Origin of the sequence: Luteolibacter flavescens, assembly GCF_025950085.1 — a bacterium.
In the GTDB taxonomy this organism is placed as follows: Bacteria; Verrucomicrobiota; Verrucomicrobiia; order Verrucomicrobiales; family Akkermansiaceae; genus Haloferula; species Haloferula flavescens.
This window is the reverse complement of record NZ_JAPDDS010000010.1, coordinates 110451-126762: the sequence shown is the minus strand read 5'-3', so window position 1 is coordinate 126762 and position 16312 is coordinate 110451. Positions and strand designations below refer to the sequence as shown.

Below are 16312 nucleotides of genomic sequence, written 5' to 3'. Positions count from 1 at the left end.
CAGGGAATTTGGCAGAAGAGCCTTGTCCCGCGGATCCGCGCCGGTGCCAGGTGCGGGGTATCCCGCGGGGCGGGGAATAAAAGGCAGCTCCCGGCCAGTGCCAAGCAGGATTTGTGCCCTACAGTTCCGTCGCGGGACCTGCTTTTATCGCAAATCACCGCATTTTACCTCCAGCATTCGCTCGGGAGACACATATTTGCGGATCGCGGCGTTCACTTTCTCGCGGGTGAGCGCGCCGATACGGGCCGGATACTCGTCGATCCACTCCAGCGGGAGCCCGCGGCGGATGCAGTCGTGCAGGGAGGCCGCCAGCCCGCCGCTGGTGGCCAGTTCCACGCGGGAGGTGCCCGCCATGGCGCTTTTCCGGTAAAGGAACTCCGTTTCGGTGATGCCGTCTCGATGCCAGCGGACGAATTCCCGGCGGATCGAGCCGATCCCGCGCTCCTGCAGGTCCGGGGAGAAGGATGCCGTGATGAGCCAGGTGGAGTCGCCCTTCGCCTTCGTGGAAAGGAGGCATCTCACCCCGTAGGTCAGCCCCTCGGTATCGCGGACGGTGTGGACGAGCCGGCTGGTGAAGCCATCGCCGAGGGCGGCGGACGCCAGCGAAAGCGCGAGGGCATCCTCGTCTCCCGGGGAGAGCTGGCAGGGCTGGCCGAGGATGACCCGCACGCTTTCCTTCCCGGGCAGCGGGACTTTCACCTCGAGCGGTGCGGTGGGCGCGGAGGCTGGCTCACCGGTGGGCACGGGTTGTCCGCCGCTCCAGTCCCCGAAAGACTTCTCCACCAGCTCCCGGCAAGCGCCGGGCTGTGCATCGCCGGTGATGACCACCACGGCGGAGGCCGGGCCGAACCACTGCTTGTGGAATGCGATCAGGTCGTCGCGGCGGATCGCCTTGATCCGGGCCGCGGATTCGTCGGCATCCGGCAGACGGTCGGCGTGCCCGGCGGGGTGGAGGGCGCGATTGAAGGCGAGATTTGCCTGCTCGCCGGTATTCGAGCGGCTGAGCGCGATCTCAGAGAGAAGCTGGTCGCGGATGAGTCCGACTTCCTTTTCCGGGAAAGACGGCTCGCGGAGTTGCTCGGCGAGCAGGGAGAGCAATCGCGGCAGGTGGTCGGCGAAGCAGCGGCCGGTGAAATGGAGGAAGCCGTCGCGGACGTCAAATTCGAGAGTCGAGCCGGTTTCATCCAGCATCTCGCCGATCTTCGTGGCGTCGTGCTTCAAGGTGCCGCGCTCGATCATCGCGGCTACGAAGGACGCGACAGGCTGGTCCGCCGGTGACCCCACGTGCAGCGATCCGGTCAGGTGGACGACGCCATTGTGTCCGGACGGACAGACCACCAGATCCAATCCGGCGACGGTCCCGCGGACGACCCGCGAGGCGATCTTATGCCCCTCAGCCTCGGCTGCAGGCGGCGGCTCAGGGAGAAGCAGGGGCGCGATCTCGGCGGCGGCCACTTCCGGTGCCGGTGCAGCCTTGGCCGCCGGTGCCGCTTCATCCGGCACGAGCCAGCCGACCGTGCTGCGATCTTCGCGCAGCCAGTCCTTGGCAACGCGCTGGACATCGGCGGCGCTGACTTTTTTCAGGGCCTCCCCGCGGGTTTGGTAGATCGTCCAGTCCCCGGCGGCGATGGACTCGGTCAGGACGGCGTCCAGCGCGTGGGTGCCATCGAGATCGAATCCCGCCTGGGCAAGCAGCCGGGTCTTCGCGATGCGGACCTCCGTTTCGTTCACGCCCTTGTCGATGATCTCGCGGAGGATTTTCCGGATGCCCTGCTCGGTCTTCTCGTGCGTGGCGTTCTCCGCGAGCTCCGAGGTGATGAGCAGCAGCGAGGGGTCCACGGTGGGCATCGGTGCGGCGGTGGTGTCGAGGGCCAGTCCGGTCTCGGTGAGCTTTTCGTAGAAGTGGCTGTTCTGCCCGTTCGCGAGGATGTCGCAGAGCACCATCAGCGCCGGGAAATCCGGGTGGCGGGCTTCGGGGGACTTGAAGGCGATCGTGACGACGCCGCTTTCCACCGCGCGCTTCATTTCAAAACGACGCTGTCCGGTCTGCAGCGGCTCCTTGCTGCGCACGACGGGGATGGGCTGCGGAGCTTTCGGGATCGCTCCGAAGCGGCTCTGGATCTCGCGGAGGACCGTGTCCTCATCGCGGAATCCGCCGGTCACGGTCACGGTGGCATTGTCCGGCCAGTAGTAGGCATCGTAGAATTCCCGTAGCTTGGAAATCGGCACGGTCTCCACGTCTGAGCGCCAGCCGAGCACGGAGTGGTGGTAGGGATGCGCCTGGTAGGCGGTCGCCCAGATCTCGCGGTCCAGCGCGGAGACGGGGTCGTCTTCCGCGAGGAAGAACTCATCCATCACGACCTGCATCTCCGGTCGGCGGTCCTCCTCGCGCAGACGCAGATTCCGCATGCGGTCCGCCTCCAGCCCGATGATCACGGGGAGGTGCTCCACGGGCAGGGTGGTGGCGTAGTTCGTGCGGTCCCAAGAGGTGGTGGCATTCGTGCTCGCGCCGATGCCTTCGAGCGTCTGGTCGATCCCGTTGCCCGCCTCCTTGTTGTGCGCTGGGGTGCCCTTGAACATCATGTGCTCCAGCAGGTGCGCCGAGCCGGTGGTGCCGTAGCTCTCGTCGCGCGAGCCGACGCGGTAGGTGATGGAAAAGGTCGCCGCGGGAACCTGCTCCATGGGCGCGAGCAGGACGGTCAGGCCGTTCGCCTCCATGCGGTACTCGGTCACGCCGCCGGAGGATTTCACCTTCGTGAAGCCATCGACCGCGGCGGAGAGTGGGAGGCAGTGGAACGATGCGAGGAAAAGGATGCCGGAGCGGATTCTCACGGCACGATCCTTGGCGAGAGCAGGGGATTGTCGAGGCAATCTCCGGCGGACGCGAGGTCGCGTCAGGACTCGCTGCCTTCCACCACGCCTTCCTCGATCACCAGCGGCGGCGGGAGGATCTTCAGGTCCACCAGGAACTGGTCCGCGGCAGTCACGCTCCACTCGTAGTGCTGGTCGGAGACGTTGAAATTGAAGAACGAGTGATCGGCATTCTCATACTCGACCAGTTCGATCTTGTTCCGACGCCAGCGCATCGACTTGTAGAATTTCTCCGCGGTGGCGAAGGGCGTGAGGCGGTCCTTCTTGCCGTGGAAGAGAATCATCGGTGGGGCCTTGCGGCGCACCGACTTGACCGGGCTCATCCGCTTGGCCGTCGCATGGTCCGGGAAGCGGTCCAGCAGCGGGCGCACGATGGGGTCGAGCAGCGTGCTGAAAAGCAGGAGGGCGGCGGGCGAGTAGGCCGGGGCCACGTCGTTCTTGCCGAGCTTCGGCAGCGCCAGCGCCAGCGCGGTGAAGGCACCGCCGGCAGCTCCGCCGAGGATCACCTTCGACGGGTCCACGCCGAAGTGGGGTTCGTAGGTCTTCACCCACTTCAGGAATTCCTTCAGGTCCTCCAGTGCCTCGACCGGTCCGGTGCGATGCACCGAGCCGACCCGCATTTCCACCGTCACCGTCACGGAACCCCGTTGGGCGAAGTGCAGGCAGTGCGGCACGAACTGGGTGGCCATCGGGCTTTCCCAAAAGCCGCCGTGCAGGAAGATGATCAGCGGCCGCTTGTCGCCCGGCTCGAATCCATCCGGCGTGAAAAAGTGCGCCTGCAGCGGCCCCTCCGGCGTCTCGGAGTAGGTGAAGGTGGTGGCCGACTTCAGCATTTCCCGCTGGCGGGCCTGGCCGATCAGCGGAATTTTTTGGAGCAGACTCATCGAGGGGGGAACGAAAAAGGGAGCGGCAATCGGCGTGCGAAAAGATTTGTTATCTCCGTGGTCGGCTTGTCCAATCCATTTCACCGATGACGCGCATCCTCGCAATTTTTGCCGTGCTGTTGCTGCCCGCGGCGGCGCTCGCCCAAGCTCCTGCCGGGGCAAACACCGGCAGCGCCCTCGTCTCGACCTATGGAACTTGGCGCAATGCGATGCTGCGCAAGGACTTCCCGGCCTGGCAACGGACCACCGCCCAGCACCGCCAGGTCGAAATGCGGAACCGCATCGTCTCGGAAAAGCGCGCATTTCCCTCGACCCTTTTCGACCTTCCGGCCCCGCCTCCGCCGTTGGACGGGCTGAAAATGATCCACCTTTCCCAGAAGGGACCCACCGCGAAGGCTGCCTTCTTCGGCAAGGTAGACTTCGGCGTTGGCGGCACGCCCACGGACAACGTGCTGGTGCTCTCATTCGTCAATACCGGCGGCTGGCGCTACGACCGAGCGGATTTCGTCAACCTCGCCGGCCTTCCGGACGTGCGCAAGGAGTTGGCGGCGGGAGACCTGAAATACGTGGCGGAGACGCCCGATTTCCAAGCGTCCGGCGTCGTGCCGCCCACCGCGGCCTCGGTGAGCCCGGCGAAGTACATCGCGAAGGTTTACGTCTTTTGCCCCGGACGCGAGGTCGAGATGCAGGTGAACCAATTCAGCCGCCATCGCTTCGTGAATGCCAAGGAGGCGGAAGTGGTCATCGGCGGCGCGCTGGATGGGGCGAACTCGGTGGTTTACACCGTGAAGCCCATCGAAGGTGGTACCGGCAAGGAAGCCCTCGCCATCCGGGTCTATCTCATGTCCGAGATTGACGGTACGAAGCCGATCAAAGCCTTCGAATATCAGATCAACGAAGGTGAGGCGCTGAAGAATTTCGGCAAGGGCACCTTCACGGTGGATGCCGCGACGGCTGCCAAATTGGTCAATCGTTCCCGGTAATTTATCTAACCGCGCCGGGGCTTTTTATGGTTCCGGTGCGGATGTGCGCACGGGCGTCTTATTCACAATGAGGCTCCGTGTTCGGATGTTGGTGGGGAAGGGGTGGGGTGATCTTATTTACAGATTTGCTTGTTAAGATAAGCGGATCTTTTAGGGTGCCTCAAAGGTTGAAGTCTCTAACGAGATTTGACCCGGTGGACTTGTTCCATGAAAAGCCCCGGCAACATCGTCTTCACTTTCCTGATCTCCCGTCCCGGGAAGTCGGGTGCCGTACCCGCGGCAGTTGAGGTGGTGGAACGGGTGGATGCCAATCCGCCACCAGCTTTCAGAGATCGCAGCCGGACTGCTCCGATTCCCCCGGAGCGTCGGGTCGCCTGCCTTGCAGGTTCCCGTTTCAGGTTGTGTTTCGCCTGCCCCCCACGGGTCCCGCGAGGGACACGTCATGTGAAACCAAACCCGTATCGCCAGAACGATGAACCATTTGTTCAGCGCCAATAAACATTCTGAGTATCCCCCAAGCCGATATTTACTGAAATCCCTCGCCGCTATCCTTGTTGCGGCATTTTGTCTTGCCGGTAGTGCCTTTTCAGCCGGGAGTAATACCGTATCCTTGGCCTGGGACCGGAATCCGGAAGCGGATATCGCAGGATACCGCCTGCAATACGGGACAACGCCCGGGAGCTATACGAGCTCCATGGATGCCGGGGTAACTACTTCCGCGACCGCGACGGGGCTGCATCAGGGGACAACTTACTATTTCACGGTGGTGGCCTACAATGCCGCCGGACAAACCAGCGCTCCGTCCTCGGAGGTGACCTATACCGTGCCGGGATTGCCGAATACCGCGCCGTCGGCCGGGTCGTTTTCGCTCTCGCTGGTGGAAGACGGACAGGCTTCCGTCACCCTCTCCGGGACGGACGCCGAGGGAGACACCTTGTCGTATGCCATCGTCGCCGGGCCGTCGAAGGGAACCCTCAGCGGCACCGCTCCGAACCTGACCTACCGACCCGCGGCGAATGCGAACGGCAGCGACAGCTTCACCTACCGGGTGAGCGACGGCGCGCTGGATTCGGGTATCGCGACCGTCAGCATCGAGATCACCCCGGTGAACGATCCTCCTGTGGCGGGCGCGAAATCCCTGACCGTGCCGGAAGACGGCCAGGTGGCGATCACGCTGACCGGCACCGACGTGGACGGGGATTCCCTTCGCTACGAAATCGTTTCCGAGCCGACGAAGGGGGCCCTCAGCGGCACGCCGCCGAACCTGACCTACCGGCCCGCGGCGAACGTCAATGGAAGCGACAGCTTCAGCTACCGGGTGAGCGATGGGTCGGCCACCTCCGCACCGGCGATGGTGAATATCACGATCTCGCCGGTGAATGATGCACCCGTCGCGAACGGGCAGAGTCTCACGGTGGCGGAGGACACGCCGCTTTCGATCCGGCTGACAGGGACGGACATCGAGGGAAGCTCGCTGACCTACACCGTGGTCAGCCAGCCGGGGAGCGGGACGCTTTCCGGTACCGCGCCGAATCTCACCTACACCCCGGCCACGAATTTCAACGGGACGGTCAGCTTCACCTTCCGCGTCAGCGATGGCACCGCGAATTCGGCGAATGCCACGGTCAGCATCACGGTCACTCCCGTGAATGACGCGCCGGTGGCCGTGCCACGAACCCTGACGACCACCCCCGGCAACCCGGTGGCCGTGGTCCTCGCCGGCACCGATGTGGAAGGCAGTCCGCTGACCTTCGCGATCGTCACTCCACCGGCAAACGGATCGCTCGGCGGCACGGCTCCGAACCTGACCTACACCCCGCGGTCCGGATTCACCGGCAGCGACAGCTTCACCTACCGGGCCAATGACGGCGCGCTCAATTCTGCCGTGGCCACCGTTTCGATCAGCGTGACCGACACGAACCGCGCACCGCAGGCATACGGCAAGTTCGTCACGATGATGAAGAACAAGTCGGCGGTGGTCACCCTGAGCGGCGCCGATGCCGACGCCGACGCGCTCACCTTCCGCATCGTCACGCCCCCGGCCAATGGCACGCTGACCGGCACCGCCCCGAACTTTACCTACACGCCCGCCGCGAAGTGGGTGGGGGAGGACACGCTCACCTACGTGGTGAATGACGGGAAGGTCGATTCCGCGTCCGCGACAGTGAGGCTGAAGGTGAAGGCCAAGAACACGAAGCCGGTCGCGACCGCGCGAACGGCCTCGGCGAATCAGAACACCGCCGCGCAAATCGTGGTGGCTGGCAGTGATCCCGACGGCGACAACCTGAGCTTCTCGGTGGTGAAGCAACCGGCCAACGGAACCGTCACCGGCACCGGGCCGAACTTCATCTACACGCCGAAGAGCGGCTTCAAGGGGACGGACCGCTTCACCTTCATCGCCACGGATGGCACGGCCAAGTCCGCTGCCGCCTTGGTGGAGATCACGGTGACGAATCCGAACAACCGGGCGCCGGTCGCGCAGTCGCAGGGCTTCAGCGGCCCGGCCAAGAAGCCCGTGGCGCTGACCCTGCGTGGCACCGATGCGGACAATGACCCGCTGACCTTTCGCGTCGTTTCCCCGGTGACCGGCGGCAAGCTCATCGGCAAAGGCGCGAACCTCAAGTTCAAGCCCGCGGCGAATTTCACCGGCACGATCTTCTTCAACTACGTGGCGAATGACGGTACGGTGGACTCGGCTCCGGGCACCATCATGGTCGTGATCAATCCACCGGTCGCCGCAGCCCGCAGTGCGACGGCGAAGCTGGCGGAACCGGCGCAAGTGCCTGCGCTCGCCATCCAGCGGAATGCGACCGGAGGCCTGGTCCTCGCGGTGACCGGCGTGCCGGGGATCAGCTACATGGTCGAGCATTCCGGTGATCTCGCCGCTTGGACGGACTTCCGGGAGGTGACGATATCAGCCAGCGGAGTCACCGAGGTGGCGCTGGAAATCCCGGCGGATGCGAAGAGTGGCTACTTCCGACTGAGGATTCCGGACTGACGCTTGATCTTGGCAGCAGAGGCTTTCATCGGCAGCTTGGTCCCGATGAAAGCCCTGCTCTTCCTCCCCCTGATGTCGCTCGCCGTAGCTGCCGAGCCCTTTGAAGTCTCGCTCGTGCAAGTCCAGGTGGGCAAGCCGCTCGCCGGGGAGATCCCCTTTGAGGTGAAGCCGATGGGCTACGAGCCCGGGGTCAGGCTGGACTTCCTCGTCAGCGGCGAAAACCTGGTGGCGATCAAGGACAAGTCCGTGGACGTCAAATCTTTCAAGCTCGGCGACGGCCGCGAGTGGTCGCGCACCCGCAGCGGCAAGGCGAACTGGGAGCAGGAGAGCTTTTCGAAGGTGAGCGAGGACGGGAAGCTCGGCCGCTTCGGCATCTCGTTCCCGGGCGACCTCTTCGGCTCGCTGGAGGCCGCGGCCCTGGATGCCAGTGTCACGGTGATCACCGCCTCCAAGCCGGAGGAAAAGAAGATCGAGCTGACCGATGGCGACAAGACCCAGCACGAGCTGGGGCCCTTCGAGATTTCATCCGGGCAGGGCGCGGGATTCTTCGGCGGCGGAGCAGACAAGGGCTCGTCCGTCACGGTCACCGGCAATCCCGACGCGGTGATCGAGATCACTGTGAAGGACGGCGATACCGAGCTGGACAGCAACTCGACCTCGACCGTGAACAAGGCGAAGACCTACCACTTCGAGAAGGCGAAGGGCGACAAGCTCTCCGTGACCGTGCGCTACTGGACGGACCTGAAGGAAGAGGTGGTGCCCGTCAAAATGGAGCCCGCGAAGAAGTGATCCCCGCGGGCTTTGTCCGAGACGTCTCCCGGCTGGCGTGGATCAGTTCCGCGCCAGTTCCTCGCAGCCCTTGAGGTCGAGCTTGCCGGAGGCCAGCACCGGGATCTCCGCCACGGGGACGATGATCTTCGGGCACCACAGCGACGGGAAGCCCGCGTCCATGAGCTTGTAGCGGAGGTCGATGCACTCCTGCTCCAGCGCCGGTCCGGCGATGGTGGACAGCAGCACGATGGCCTCGCCCTTCTGCTCGTCCGGGATGCCGACGATGGCGATCTTGCGCTCCGCTTCCGCGTCGAGGCCGAGTGCCTTGTTGATCGCGGCCTCGACGGTCTCGTGCGGCACCATTTCGCCGGCGATTTTCGAGAAGCGCGAGATGCGGCCTTCGATGTAGAGGAAGCCATCGTCATCGAGACGGCCCACGTCGCCGGTGCGGAACCAACCATCCTTCGTGAGCACTTCCTCGGACTTCTTCGTGTTGTTCAGGTAGCCGGGGAAGATGTTCGCGCCCTTCAGCCAGATCACGCCCTGCTTGTCGGCGGGCTGCGGCTTTTCGGTGGCGGGGTCGGTGAGGCGCAGGGCGATGCCCGGGAGCAACTGGCCCACGGAGCCGCGGCGGTGCGACGGGACCACGATGGCTTCGCCCGCGGGTGCGGGGTCCGGCAGATTCACGTTCGTGGCCGGTGAGGTCTCGGTCAGGCCGTAGCCCTCCTGCGGCGGGATGCTGAAGCGCTCCTCGAAGGACTGCGCGAGATTGTCCGGCAGCTTCTCCGCACCGGTCACCACGAGCTGCAGCGAGCGGAGTTGCTCCGGCTCGATGCGCTTCATGTAGCCGCGCAGGAAGGTCGGCGTGGCCAGCAGGATATTGACGCCTTTCTGGGAAATGAGTTCCGCGAGGCGCTTCGTCTCCAGCGGGTTCGGGTAGGTCACCAGGTCGAGGCCCTCGATCACCGGATACCACAGCGTGACCGTGCAGCCGAAGGAGTGGAAGAGCGGCAGGCAGCCGAGGATGGCGGACGATTCGGGTACGAGGTCGAGGCGCGTGCCGAATTGGCAGACGTTGCCAAGCACGTTGCGATGCGTGAGCGGCACGCCCTTCGGCTCGCCGGACGAGCCGGAGGTGAAGAGCAGGATCGCCTCGTCATTGCCGCGCTTCTTGCCGATGCCGAAGAGCGTCGCGATCACCGACGACGGCAGCAGCTTGCCGAGGATGGTCCAGGTGATGATCTTCTTCTTCAGCGTCGGCAGCGCGCGCTCGATGAAGATCATGTCGCGGTTCGGCGGCCAGGGGAAGGAGGCCAGTTTCCGGACAAAGGGATCCGCCGTGATGTAGCGGTCCACCTTTGACTGGCGCATGGCCGAGCGGACTGCCTCGTGACCGGCGGTGAAGTTGAAGTTCACCGGCACCTTGCCCGCGAAGACCGCGGCGAGGTTCGCGATGAGACCGGCCTTCCCCGGCGGCAGGATGATGCCGATGCGCGGGTTGTCCGTGGATTCCTTGAGATACTTCGAGAAGACGAGCGCCGCGCCGAGGATGCGGTCGAAGCCGATGGACGAGTCGTCCGAGCCGTCGTGGACCTTGTTGCGCGAGTGCTTCTTCAGGCCCTGCAGCAGGGCGGTGCCGAGCGAGGACTTCAGCAGCGGGCGGCGGGAGAAGGACTCCTCCACCAGCTCCAGCAGGCGCTCGCGGTAGTTCGCGGGGCTGGCCTCGCCGGGGGCGAGCACCTTGGCAAAGCCGATCACCACCTGCGGCATCGCGCTCTGGCGCTCCACCGTGAGGCTGGCGTCGCGCGGATAGTCCACCATCACCGGCAGCACCGGCAGGCCGAATGAGCACAGAGTCCGCAGCGTCTTGCCCGGGATGGTGCAGGGGATGGCCTTGCGGGAGACGGCACGGCCGGGGATGTAAACGATCACTCCGGAATTCTCCAGTGCGGCGCGGAGCTGCTCGCCCACGGCCTGCGCATCGTCATCGTCGGCGAAGGCGGCTGCCGCACCCGAGCGCTCCAGCGTTGCCTGCGTCGTCGGATCCAGCTTCGATTTCTCCTCGACGAGCCACGTGATGCGGCGGCCGGCGAAGAGCTTTTCAAGCTGCGGCAACTCATGGGTGCCGATGCGACCGGGGATGACGAGGCATCCGGTCGCCGGGATCCGGTCGGCGTGGAGAATCTGGATGGACATGTGTGCAGGAAAGACGTGGCGGAATCGCTCGCGGCGTATTGAAGCGTATAAGACGGGGCAGGCACGGATTTTTTGCCAAAAGCCGCCCGGTTTTGCCCCTCCTGTGTGTCACGTGGCCACAAAAGCCCGTCCCATGACCGCATCAAGACGTCATGTTGCGCGCCTTCCTTGCGGCAGATCGCCGGAGAATCACAACTCAGTGATCCAGCTTCAGCTTCTTGAGCTTCGGCTCGATGACCAGGCGGCAGTAGCCGTTCTTGGACTTGTTCTGGAAATAGTAGTCTTGGTGGTAGTTCTCCGCGGGGTAGAACTCGCTGGCCTTGGTGATCTCGGTGACGATCGGATCCTTGAAGTTCTCCTGTGCTGCCTTTTTGGAAGCCTCGGCGAGCGCCTTCTGGGCGTCGGAGTTGTAGAAGATGGCGGAGCGATATTGGGTGCCCACGTCCGCGCCCTGCCGGTTCAGCGTGGTCGGGTCGTGGAGGTCCCAGAACCAGGCAAGGATCTTCTCGGAGGAAATTTTCTTCGGATCATAGACCACCTGAACGACCTCGGCGTGGCCGGTGGTGCCGGTGCAGATCTGCTCGTAGGTCGGCTTGGCCACGGTGCCGCCCATGTAGCCGGAGACTGCCGCCTGGACGCCGTCGAGTTGCTTGTAGGCGGCCTCGATGCACCAGAAGCATCCGGCGCCGAGCGTGATGACTTCGGAGCCCTCGGGCACCTTGGGCGCGGGGGCGGGCTGTTTGGCTTCTTCGGGCATGGCTTTTTTCGGTTCGCAGGAGGCGATGGCGGGCAGCAAAAGCAGGAGCGCGAGCAAGCGGCGGCGTTTCATGGCATTGGCGGCCGCTTCCCGCGGCGATACTGCGCACCCTAGGCGGCTTCCGGGCGAGGTAAAGTGGGGATTGGTGCCGAATTTCCGCCCGGTTGTCGGGGAAAGGCAGATTTCCCCGACAACTTTTGCATCGCGCGGTGTTTTTCGAGGCGTAAGGATTTTCGCAGCTACCCAAGCCAATCACTCATGAAATACCAATCGACTATCCGCCGTCGTTCCAAAGCGGGTTTCACCCTGCTGGAAATGGTCATCGTCCTCGGGATCATCGCCCTCATTCTGGGCGGCTCGATCACCTTCATGGGCAAGATCAGCGAAACTGCCAAAATCGGTCGCGTGGACACCGACTTCGCCTCCATCACCAGCGCACTGAAGATGTATAAGGTGAACAACGGCAACTACCCATCCACCCAGCAAGGCCTGAAGGCGCTGGTGGAAAAGCCCTCCGGCACGCCCGCACCGCGCCGCTGGTCCAAGATCATGGACAAGGTGCCGCTTGATCCTTGGAACAACGAGTATGGCTACAAGTTCCCGGGTAGCAAGGACCCAACCGAATTCGAGCTCATCTCCAAGGGTGCAGATGGTGTTGAAGGCGGCGAGGACTATTCCAGCCAAGACCCCAAGTAAGATCTGAGATCTGATGCGCAAGGGCTTCCAACGTCAGGGGCAGCAGGGCTTCACGCTGATGGAAATCGTCATCGTGCTGGTTCTTGTCGCCCTGATGGTCGGCGGGGCCCTTGCCTACATGGCTGTTTCAGATGACGAGCGGACGCTCCGCCGTTCCTATGTGGAGGTGGAGTCGCTGGCGAAACGCGCCCGGGCTCTCGCCGCTCTCCAGCAACGGCCCTATGCGCTTGAGTTCTATGAGCAGACCGTGAGCCTCATGCCCTTGGCGGAGGCCATGGTCGATCCGCGGGACCGCGAGAACATGCTGGCGCACCAGGAAAACATGCTCGCCGAGCAGGCCATGATGGCTGCCGAGGAAGGCAGCGCTCCGGTGTCTTCCTTCAACCCGATCCATGCGAGTTGGACGGTGGATGATGACGTCAAAATGTTCGTCCGCCGGTGGGCCAGCGACAACTGGATACCGTCGGATACGAAGAACCGCCACGTCTGGCGTTTCGATCCCGAAGGTTTTTGCGAGCCGCTGGGAGTGAAATTTGCACAGGAACGGAGCTGGGTTGAGATCGAATTCCATCCGCTGACCGGTGGCATCCGCGACCAGGTCCAGGAGATTTACTGAACAAGATGAGAAGCCCTCTGCCAAACCGCCGGTCACGTCGGCGTGCTGCCCGTGGATTCCTCCTGCTGGAGGTGGTCTTGGCGCTCGGCATCTTTGGTATCGCGGCCACGGGTTTTGCGGTTGCCCTGCAGCGTACCGCCGACCTCGCGGCACTGACGCAGCGCGAGTTGACGACCACCCGCCTGCTCCAGAGTGCCCTCGCCGAGGCCATGTCATACCCGGTGCTGGAGGAGGGGACGACTTCCATCGCGATCGACGAGATGGCCGAGCACGGGATGGAGATCGTCACGACGGTCGAGCTTCTCCCCGAGATGGAAAACGAAGACGGCCAGCTTTTGCAGGAGATGTACCGCATCGAGGTGGTCGCGCATTGGTACGAGAATGGCGTGCCGCAGGAGCAGTCCGCCGAGACCTGGCGCTACTCGCGCCTCTATCAGCCATGAAGAAGAACCCTTTCCATCATCCGGTTCGTCGTCGCGATGGCTTCACCTTGCTGGAGTTGGTCATCGCCATGGGACTGTTGGCGATGCTGGTCGGCATGATTTTCGGCTCGGCGAATGCGAACCTCCAGCTCGGCAATGCGGTCGTGCAGACCCAAGCCGAGGAGAGTGAAAAGAATGCCTTCTTCGACCTGATGTCGCGCCGTCTCAGCTCGCTGCCGGGGAATACCCGGATGGAGCTGATCTCGAAGGATATCGGCTCCCATTACACGTCCGACCTCACGCTTCAGAATGTCCCGCTCGCCTTCACTTGGGGCGGGGCGGATAAAGTGGCAAAGGCGGTCCAGCTTTCCACAGTCCTCAAGCGGGACGGCTATCTCGACATCGTGATGCGCTACTACGAGGAGGAGATCCTCGAGGACAGCGACAATGCGCAAGGCAATGTGAAGGCGGAGCCCTTCGCCGAGGTTGTACTGCTTCAGGGAGTGCGCACCTTCGAGTGGCGCGTCCTCGACGGCCGCACCATGGATTGGAACTATGACTGGGATCTCATCGGACGTCTGCCCCTGCAGATGGAGCTGACGATCGCCTTCGGCAACCAGGGTGCGGCGATGCGACAGATATTCTGGCTGACCCCGAAGCAAGATCCCGAGGTGATGATGCGCCAGCTACAGCAGCAGGGCGCTGGCGGTGGCATGGGTCTCGGTCAAGGCGGCGGCATTCAAGTGGGTGGCCCCGATGGTGAAGGTCCTGGTGGCGGCGGTGGTGGTCCCGGAGGTGGGGGCGGTCCACGCGGCGGCGGTGGACCTCGCGGCGGTGGTGGAGGATTTGGCGGCGGTGGTGGCGGTAACGGTCAGGGAGGTGGCCGATGAAGACTTTCTCTCAAAACAAGAATGCGCGTGGCTCCGCTCTCGTGGCGGTCATCTGGCTCATCGCGATTCTCGCCATGGCGACCGTGGCGACCCTGCGCGTGGTCTCCTTTGATGTGGAACTCGGCACCTCGCAGATCCATGGCTTCCGCGCGCGGCAGCTTGCCGAGATGGGCATCGCCGTGGCGTCGAATCCCGCGGTGAAGCGCACCGATCCGCTGCTGCGACAGTACTCGGACGAGGCAGGGGAGGGCTTCGAGGCCCGCATCATCTCCGAAGGTGAAAAGTTCAATATCAACGCCATCCTGCTTCGCGGTGACGAGCAGCTTCTCAAGTCGATTTTCAGCGACTGGGGCCTCACGCTCGACGAGAGCCAGATGCTGGTGGACGGCCTGATGGACTGGGTGGACGAGAATGACGATCCGGGCCTGAACGGTGCCGAGTCCGACTGGTATCTCGCGCAGGGCCGCCTCAACCAGCCCTTCAACCGTCCCTTCTACACGCTCGATGAAATGCGCCTCGTCCGCGGCATGGACTACGTCGAGGCGATCAAGCCGGATTGGCGGAATTGGTTCACCATCTGGAGTTCCGGTGCTCTCGATCTGAACGAGGCATCCGCCGAACTCATCGCCGCCGCCGCCGAGGTCTCACCGGAGGATGCAAACGTGATCCCCGAGACCGTCCGCGGGCTGGATAATATCCGCGATACCGACGATGACGCGCCCTTCCAATCCGTGGAGCAAGCGCTTGCGCTTCTTGGCGTGGACAGCAGCCTGCGCCCTGAAATTTCCGCCCGCATGACCGTGAATGACACGACCACCCGCCTGGAGAGCATCGGCAATGTCGCCGGTGCGAGGCGGAAAATAACGGTCATCGTGCGCAACCGAACCGGAAGACCGGCGGTTTTGGAACGAACCGAGGAGGTACTGCCTTGAGCAAACAACAGGAAACTTCACTGCTGGTCCCGGGTCCGCGGGGCTGGGAAATCTGGAAACAATCGACCACCGGGGGCTTTTCCCTGCAATCGGCCGATGGTCCCGCGCGTGCCTCCGAGCTGACCAGCCTGCCCGGCGGGAATCTCGCGATGCTCTTCCCCGTGCGTGGCTTCCATGCGCTGCCCTTCAAGGCATCCAGCACGGACGACTCGCTTTTCGACGATCTCGCCGCGATGCACGCGGAGCGCCTCGGCGTGCGTGCGGATCCCATGGCGGGACAGCTTTCCGACACCTTCGTCGTCACGAAGGAGGAAGAGGCAGCCACGCTGCTCGGCGTGGTGCTGAAGTCTCCCGGTGATGGCGACTTGCCGCCGCGCAGCCCGAAGGAATTCGACCTCTCGCCGCGTGCCTATCTGGTCCGTGGAGAATCGATCGCCGTCTGGATGGAGTTCGGCCGCTGGGTCTTCGCATTCTACTACAATGGCAAGCTGCTCTACTCGCAGGCCATGTCCAGCGGGGGCGCCGAGCCGGATGCGAGTTGCCTGCGTGAAATCCATCTCGCGCTCGGCCAGTTGGCCATCCAGGGGCTGCAGCTCAAGCCGGAGGTCGTGCATGTCTGGTCGCCCGAGGGCGCCACGGGTACGGCAGGTGCCTTGACCGGTGGTTTCAACGTGCCGGTGAAGGTGTCGCCGCGTCCGGATCCGGTCCTGCCGGAGCCACGCAGCAAGCTGCTCCCGGCAGACGTCCGTGCCGCGCGCCGTGCCGCGCAGGTGCAGCAGCAGAAGATGCTTGCTGTCGCCGCCGTGGTCGTCGCCTACCTCGGTCTCGGCGGATGGTTCGGCTACGGCCTGTGGCAGGATCAGAGCCAGATCAAGAAGCTGAACCGCCAGGCCGAGGGCATCGCCTCGGAGGCGGACCGCCTTGCCTATGAAGAGCACCTCGTAAGGTGGTCCGAACTCGATCTCGTGGTCGATGGGAACAAGGCCCCGGTGGAGCTGATGTCCCGTGTCGCGAAGGCGATCCCGCTGAACCAGGGCGTTCGCCTGAAGGTCGCGGAGATCAATGCCAACGAGATCAAGCTCGTGGGCGAAGCCCAGCAGGCCGGTCCCGCCAGCCAGTTCGGCGTGAACCTCGTCCGTAACATGTCCGAATTCAAGTGGGACAACCCTCCGCCCTCCAGCGGATCGAAGGGCTGGACCTTCCAATTCAACGGCGTCCGCCCGGACAGCAACGTTAGCCAGTGATTTACCGACAATATTTCCGCCCGGCGGCATTTCCCTCCCGTTCCCACGATTC

13 protein-coding genes are annotated in these 16312 nt (G+C 63.8%); 9 read left to right on the top strand and 4 right to left on the bottom strand.

Going from position 1 to position 16312, the window contains the following annotated elements; all coding sequences use genetic code 11:
• Window positions 1–144: 144 nt before the first annotated feature.
• A complete protein-coding gene (locus OKA04_RS17165; protein ID WP_264502427.1) occupies window positions 145–2832 on the bottom strand; it encodes a M16 family metallopeptidase in 2688 nt (895 codons plus the stop codon).
• 62 nt (window positions 2833–2894) lie between these two features.
• Entirely contained in the window at window positions 2895–3755 is an 861-nt protein-coding gene (locus tag OKA04_RS17160) for an alpha/beta hydrolase (RefSeq protein ID WP_264502426.1), read from the bottom strand.
• An 86-nt stretch (window positions 3756–3841) separates the two neighbouring features.
• Here OKA04_RS17160 and OKA04_RS17155 point away from each other — a divergent pair, with 86 nt between their 5' ends.
• From OKA04_RS17155 to OKA04_RS17145, 3 genes are all read left to right on the top strand, one after another.
• Window positions 3842–4738, top strand: coding sequence for a hypothetical protein (locus OKA04_RS17155; RefSeq protein ID WP_264502425.1), 897 nt, complete (start codon window positions 3842–3844; stop codon window positions 4736–4738).
• Between the two features lie 472 nt (window positions 4739–5210).
• A complete protein-coding gene (locus tag OKA04_RS17150) occupies window positions 5211–7736 on the top strand; it encodes an Ig-like domain-containing protein (protein WP_264502424.1) in 2526 nt (841 codons plus the stop codon).
• A gap of 45 nt (window positions 7737–7781) precedes the next feature.
• The gene (locus tag OKA04_RS17145) at window positions 7782–8525 is read left to right on the top strand and encodes a hypothetical protein (protein WP_264502423.1); all 744 of its coding nucleotides are present in this window, start codon (window positions 7782–7784) and stop codon (window positions 8523–8525) included.
• A gap of 42 nt (window positions 8526–8567) precedes the next feature.
• Here the strand turns inward: OKA04_RS17145 and OKA04_RS17140 are convergent, their stop codons facing one another.
• On the bottom strand, window positions 8568–10703 hold the full coding sequence (locus OKA04_RS17140) for an AMP-binding protein (protein ID WP_264502422.1): 2136 nt from the start codon (window positions 10701–10703) through the stop codon (window positions 8568–8570).
• 196 nt (window positions 10704–10899) lie between these two features.
• Window positions 10900–11532 carry a peptide-methionine (S)-S-oxide reductase MsrA gene (gene msrA, locus OKA04_RS17135; RefSeq protein ID WP_264502421.1) on the bottom strand — a complete coding sequence of 211 codons (633 nt, stop codon included), beginning with the start codon at window positions 11530–11532 and terminating at the stop codon, window positions 10900–10902.
• Window positions 11533–11718: 186 nt separating this feature from the next.
• Between msrA and gspG the strand changes: the two genes are divergently transcribed.
• Genes gspG through OKA04_RS17105 form a run of 6 tightly spaced genes read left to right on the top strand, consistent with a single transcriptional unit; the run spans window position 11719 to window position 16260 of the window.
• Window positions 11719–12156: a type II secretion system major pseudopilin GspG gene (gspG, locus tag OKA04_RS17130; RefSeq protein ID WP_264502420.1), complete on the top strand. Its 438-nt coding sequence runs from the start codon at window positions 11719–11721 to the stop codon at window positions 12154–12156.
• 13 nt (window positions 12157–12169) lie between these two features.
• Complete coding sequence (locus tag OKA04_RS17125; RefSeq protein ID WP_264502419.1) at window positions 12170–12772, top strand: type II secretion system protein; 603 nt, start codon at window positions 12170–12172, stop codon at window positions 12770–12772.
• 5 nt (window positions 12773–12777) lie between these two features.
• The gene (locus tag OKA04_RS17120; protein WP_264502418.1) at window positions 12778–13215 is read left to right on the top strand and encodes a type II secretion system protein; all 438 of its coding nucleotides are present in this window, start codon (window positions 12778–12780) and stop codon (window positions 13213–13215) included.
• The gene (locus OKA04_RS17115) at window positions 13212–14084 is read left to right on the top strand and encodes a PulJ/GspJ family protein (protein WP_264502417.1); all 873 of its coding nucleotides are present in this window, start codon (window positions 13212–13214) and stop codon (window positions 14082–14084) included. The genes OKA04_RS17120 and OKA04_RS17115 overlap by 4 nt, the downstream gene beginning before the upstream one ends.
• Window positions 14081–15016, top strand: a complete 936-nt coding sequence (locus OKA04_RS17110) for a type II secretion system minor pseudopilin (protein ID WP_264502416.1) — start codon at window positions 14081–14083, stop codon at window positions 15014–15016. Before OKA04_RS17115 ends, OKA04_RS17110 begins: the two co-directional genes overlap by 4 nt.
• Window positions 15013–16260, top strand: coding sequence for a hypothetical protein (locus tag OKA04_RS17105; RefSeq protein ID WP_264502415.1), 1248 nt, complete (start codon window positions 15013–15015; stop codon window positions 16258–16260). Before OKA04_RS17110 ends, OKA04_RS17105 begins: the two co-directional genes overlap by 4 nt.
• Window positions 16261–16312 lie beyond the last annotated feature (52 nt).

What these genes read in the sequence shown, in the direction of transcription:
- OKA04_RS17115 (WP_264502417.1), top strand. Translation starts at nt 13,212, where the DNA reads ATGAAGAAGAACCCTTTCCATCATCCGGTTCGTCGTCGCGATGGCTTC.
- OKA04_RS17155 (WP_264502425.1), top strand. Translation starts at nt 3,842, where the DNA reads ATGACGCGCATCCTCGCAATTTTTGCCGTGCTGTTGCTGCCCGCGGCG.
- msrA (WP_264502421.1), bottom strand. Translation starts at nt 11,532, where the DNA reads ATGAAACGCCGCCGCTTGCTCGCGCTCCTGCTTTTGCTGCCCGCCATC.
- OKA04_RS17160 (WP_264502426.1), bottom strand. Translation starts at nt 3,755, where the DNA reads ATGAGTCTGCTCCAAAAAATTCCGCTGATCGGCCAGGCCCGCCAGCGG.
- OKA04_RS17150 (WP_264502424.1), top strand. Translation starts at nt 5,211, where the DNA reads ATGAACCATTTGTTCAGCGCCAATAAACATTCTGAGTATCCCCCAAGC.
- OKA04_RS17145 (WP_264502423.1), top strand. Translation starts at nt 7,782, where the DNA reads ATGAAAGCCCTGCTCTTCCTCCCCCTGATGTCGCTCGCCGTAGCTGCC.
- OKA04_RS17110 (WP_264502416.1), top strand. Translation starts at nt 14,081, where the DNA reads ATGAAGACTTTCTCTCAAAACAAGAATGCGCGTGGCTCCGCTCTCGTG.
- OKA04_RS17120 (WP_264502418.1), top strand. Translation starts at nt 12,778, where the DNA reads ATGAGAAGCCCTCTGCCAAACCGCCGGTCACGTCGGCGTGCTGCCCGT.
- OKA04_RS17125 (WP_264502419.1), top strand. Translation starts at nt 12,170, where the DNA reads ATGCGCAAGGGCTTCCAACGTCAGGGGCAGCAGGGCTTCACGCTGATG.
- OKA04_RS17140 (WP_264502422.1), bottom strand. Translation starts at nt 10,703, where the DNA reads ATGTCCATCCAGATTCTCCACGCCGACCGGATCCCGGCGACCGGATGC.
- gspG (WP_264502420.1), top strand. Translation starts at nt 11,719, where the DNA reads ATGAAATACCAATCGACTATCCGCCGTCGTTCCAAAGCGGGTTTCACC.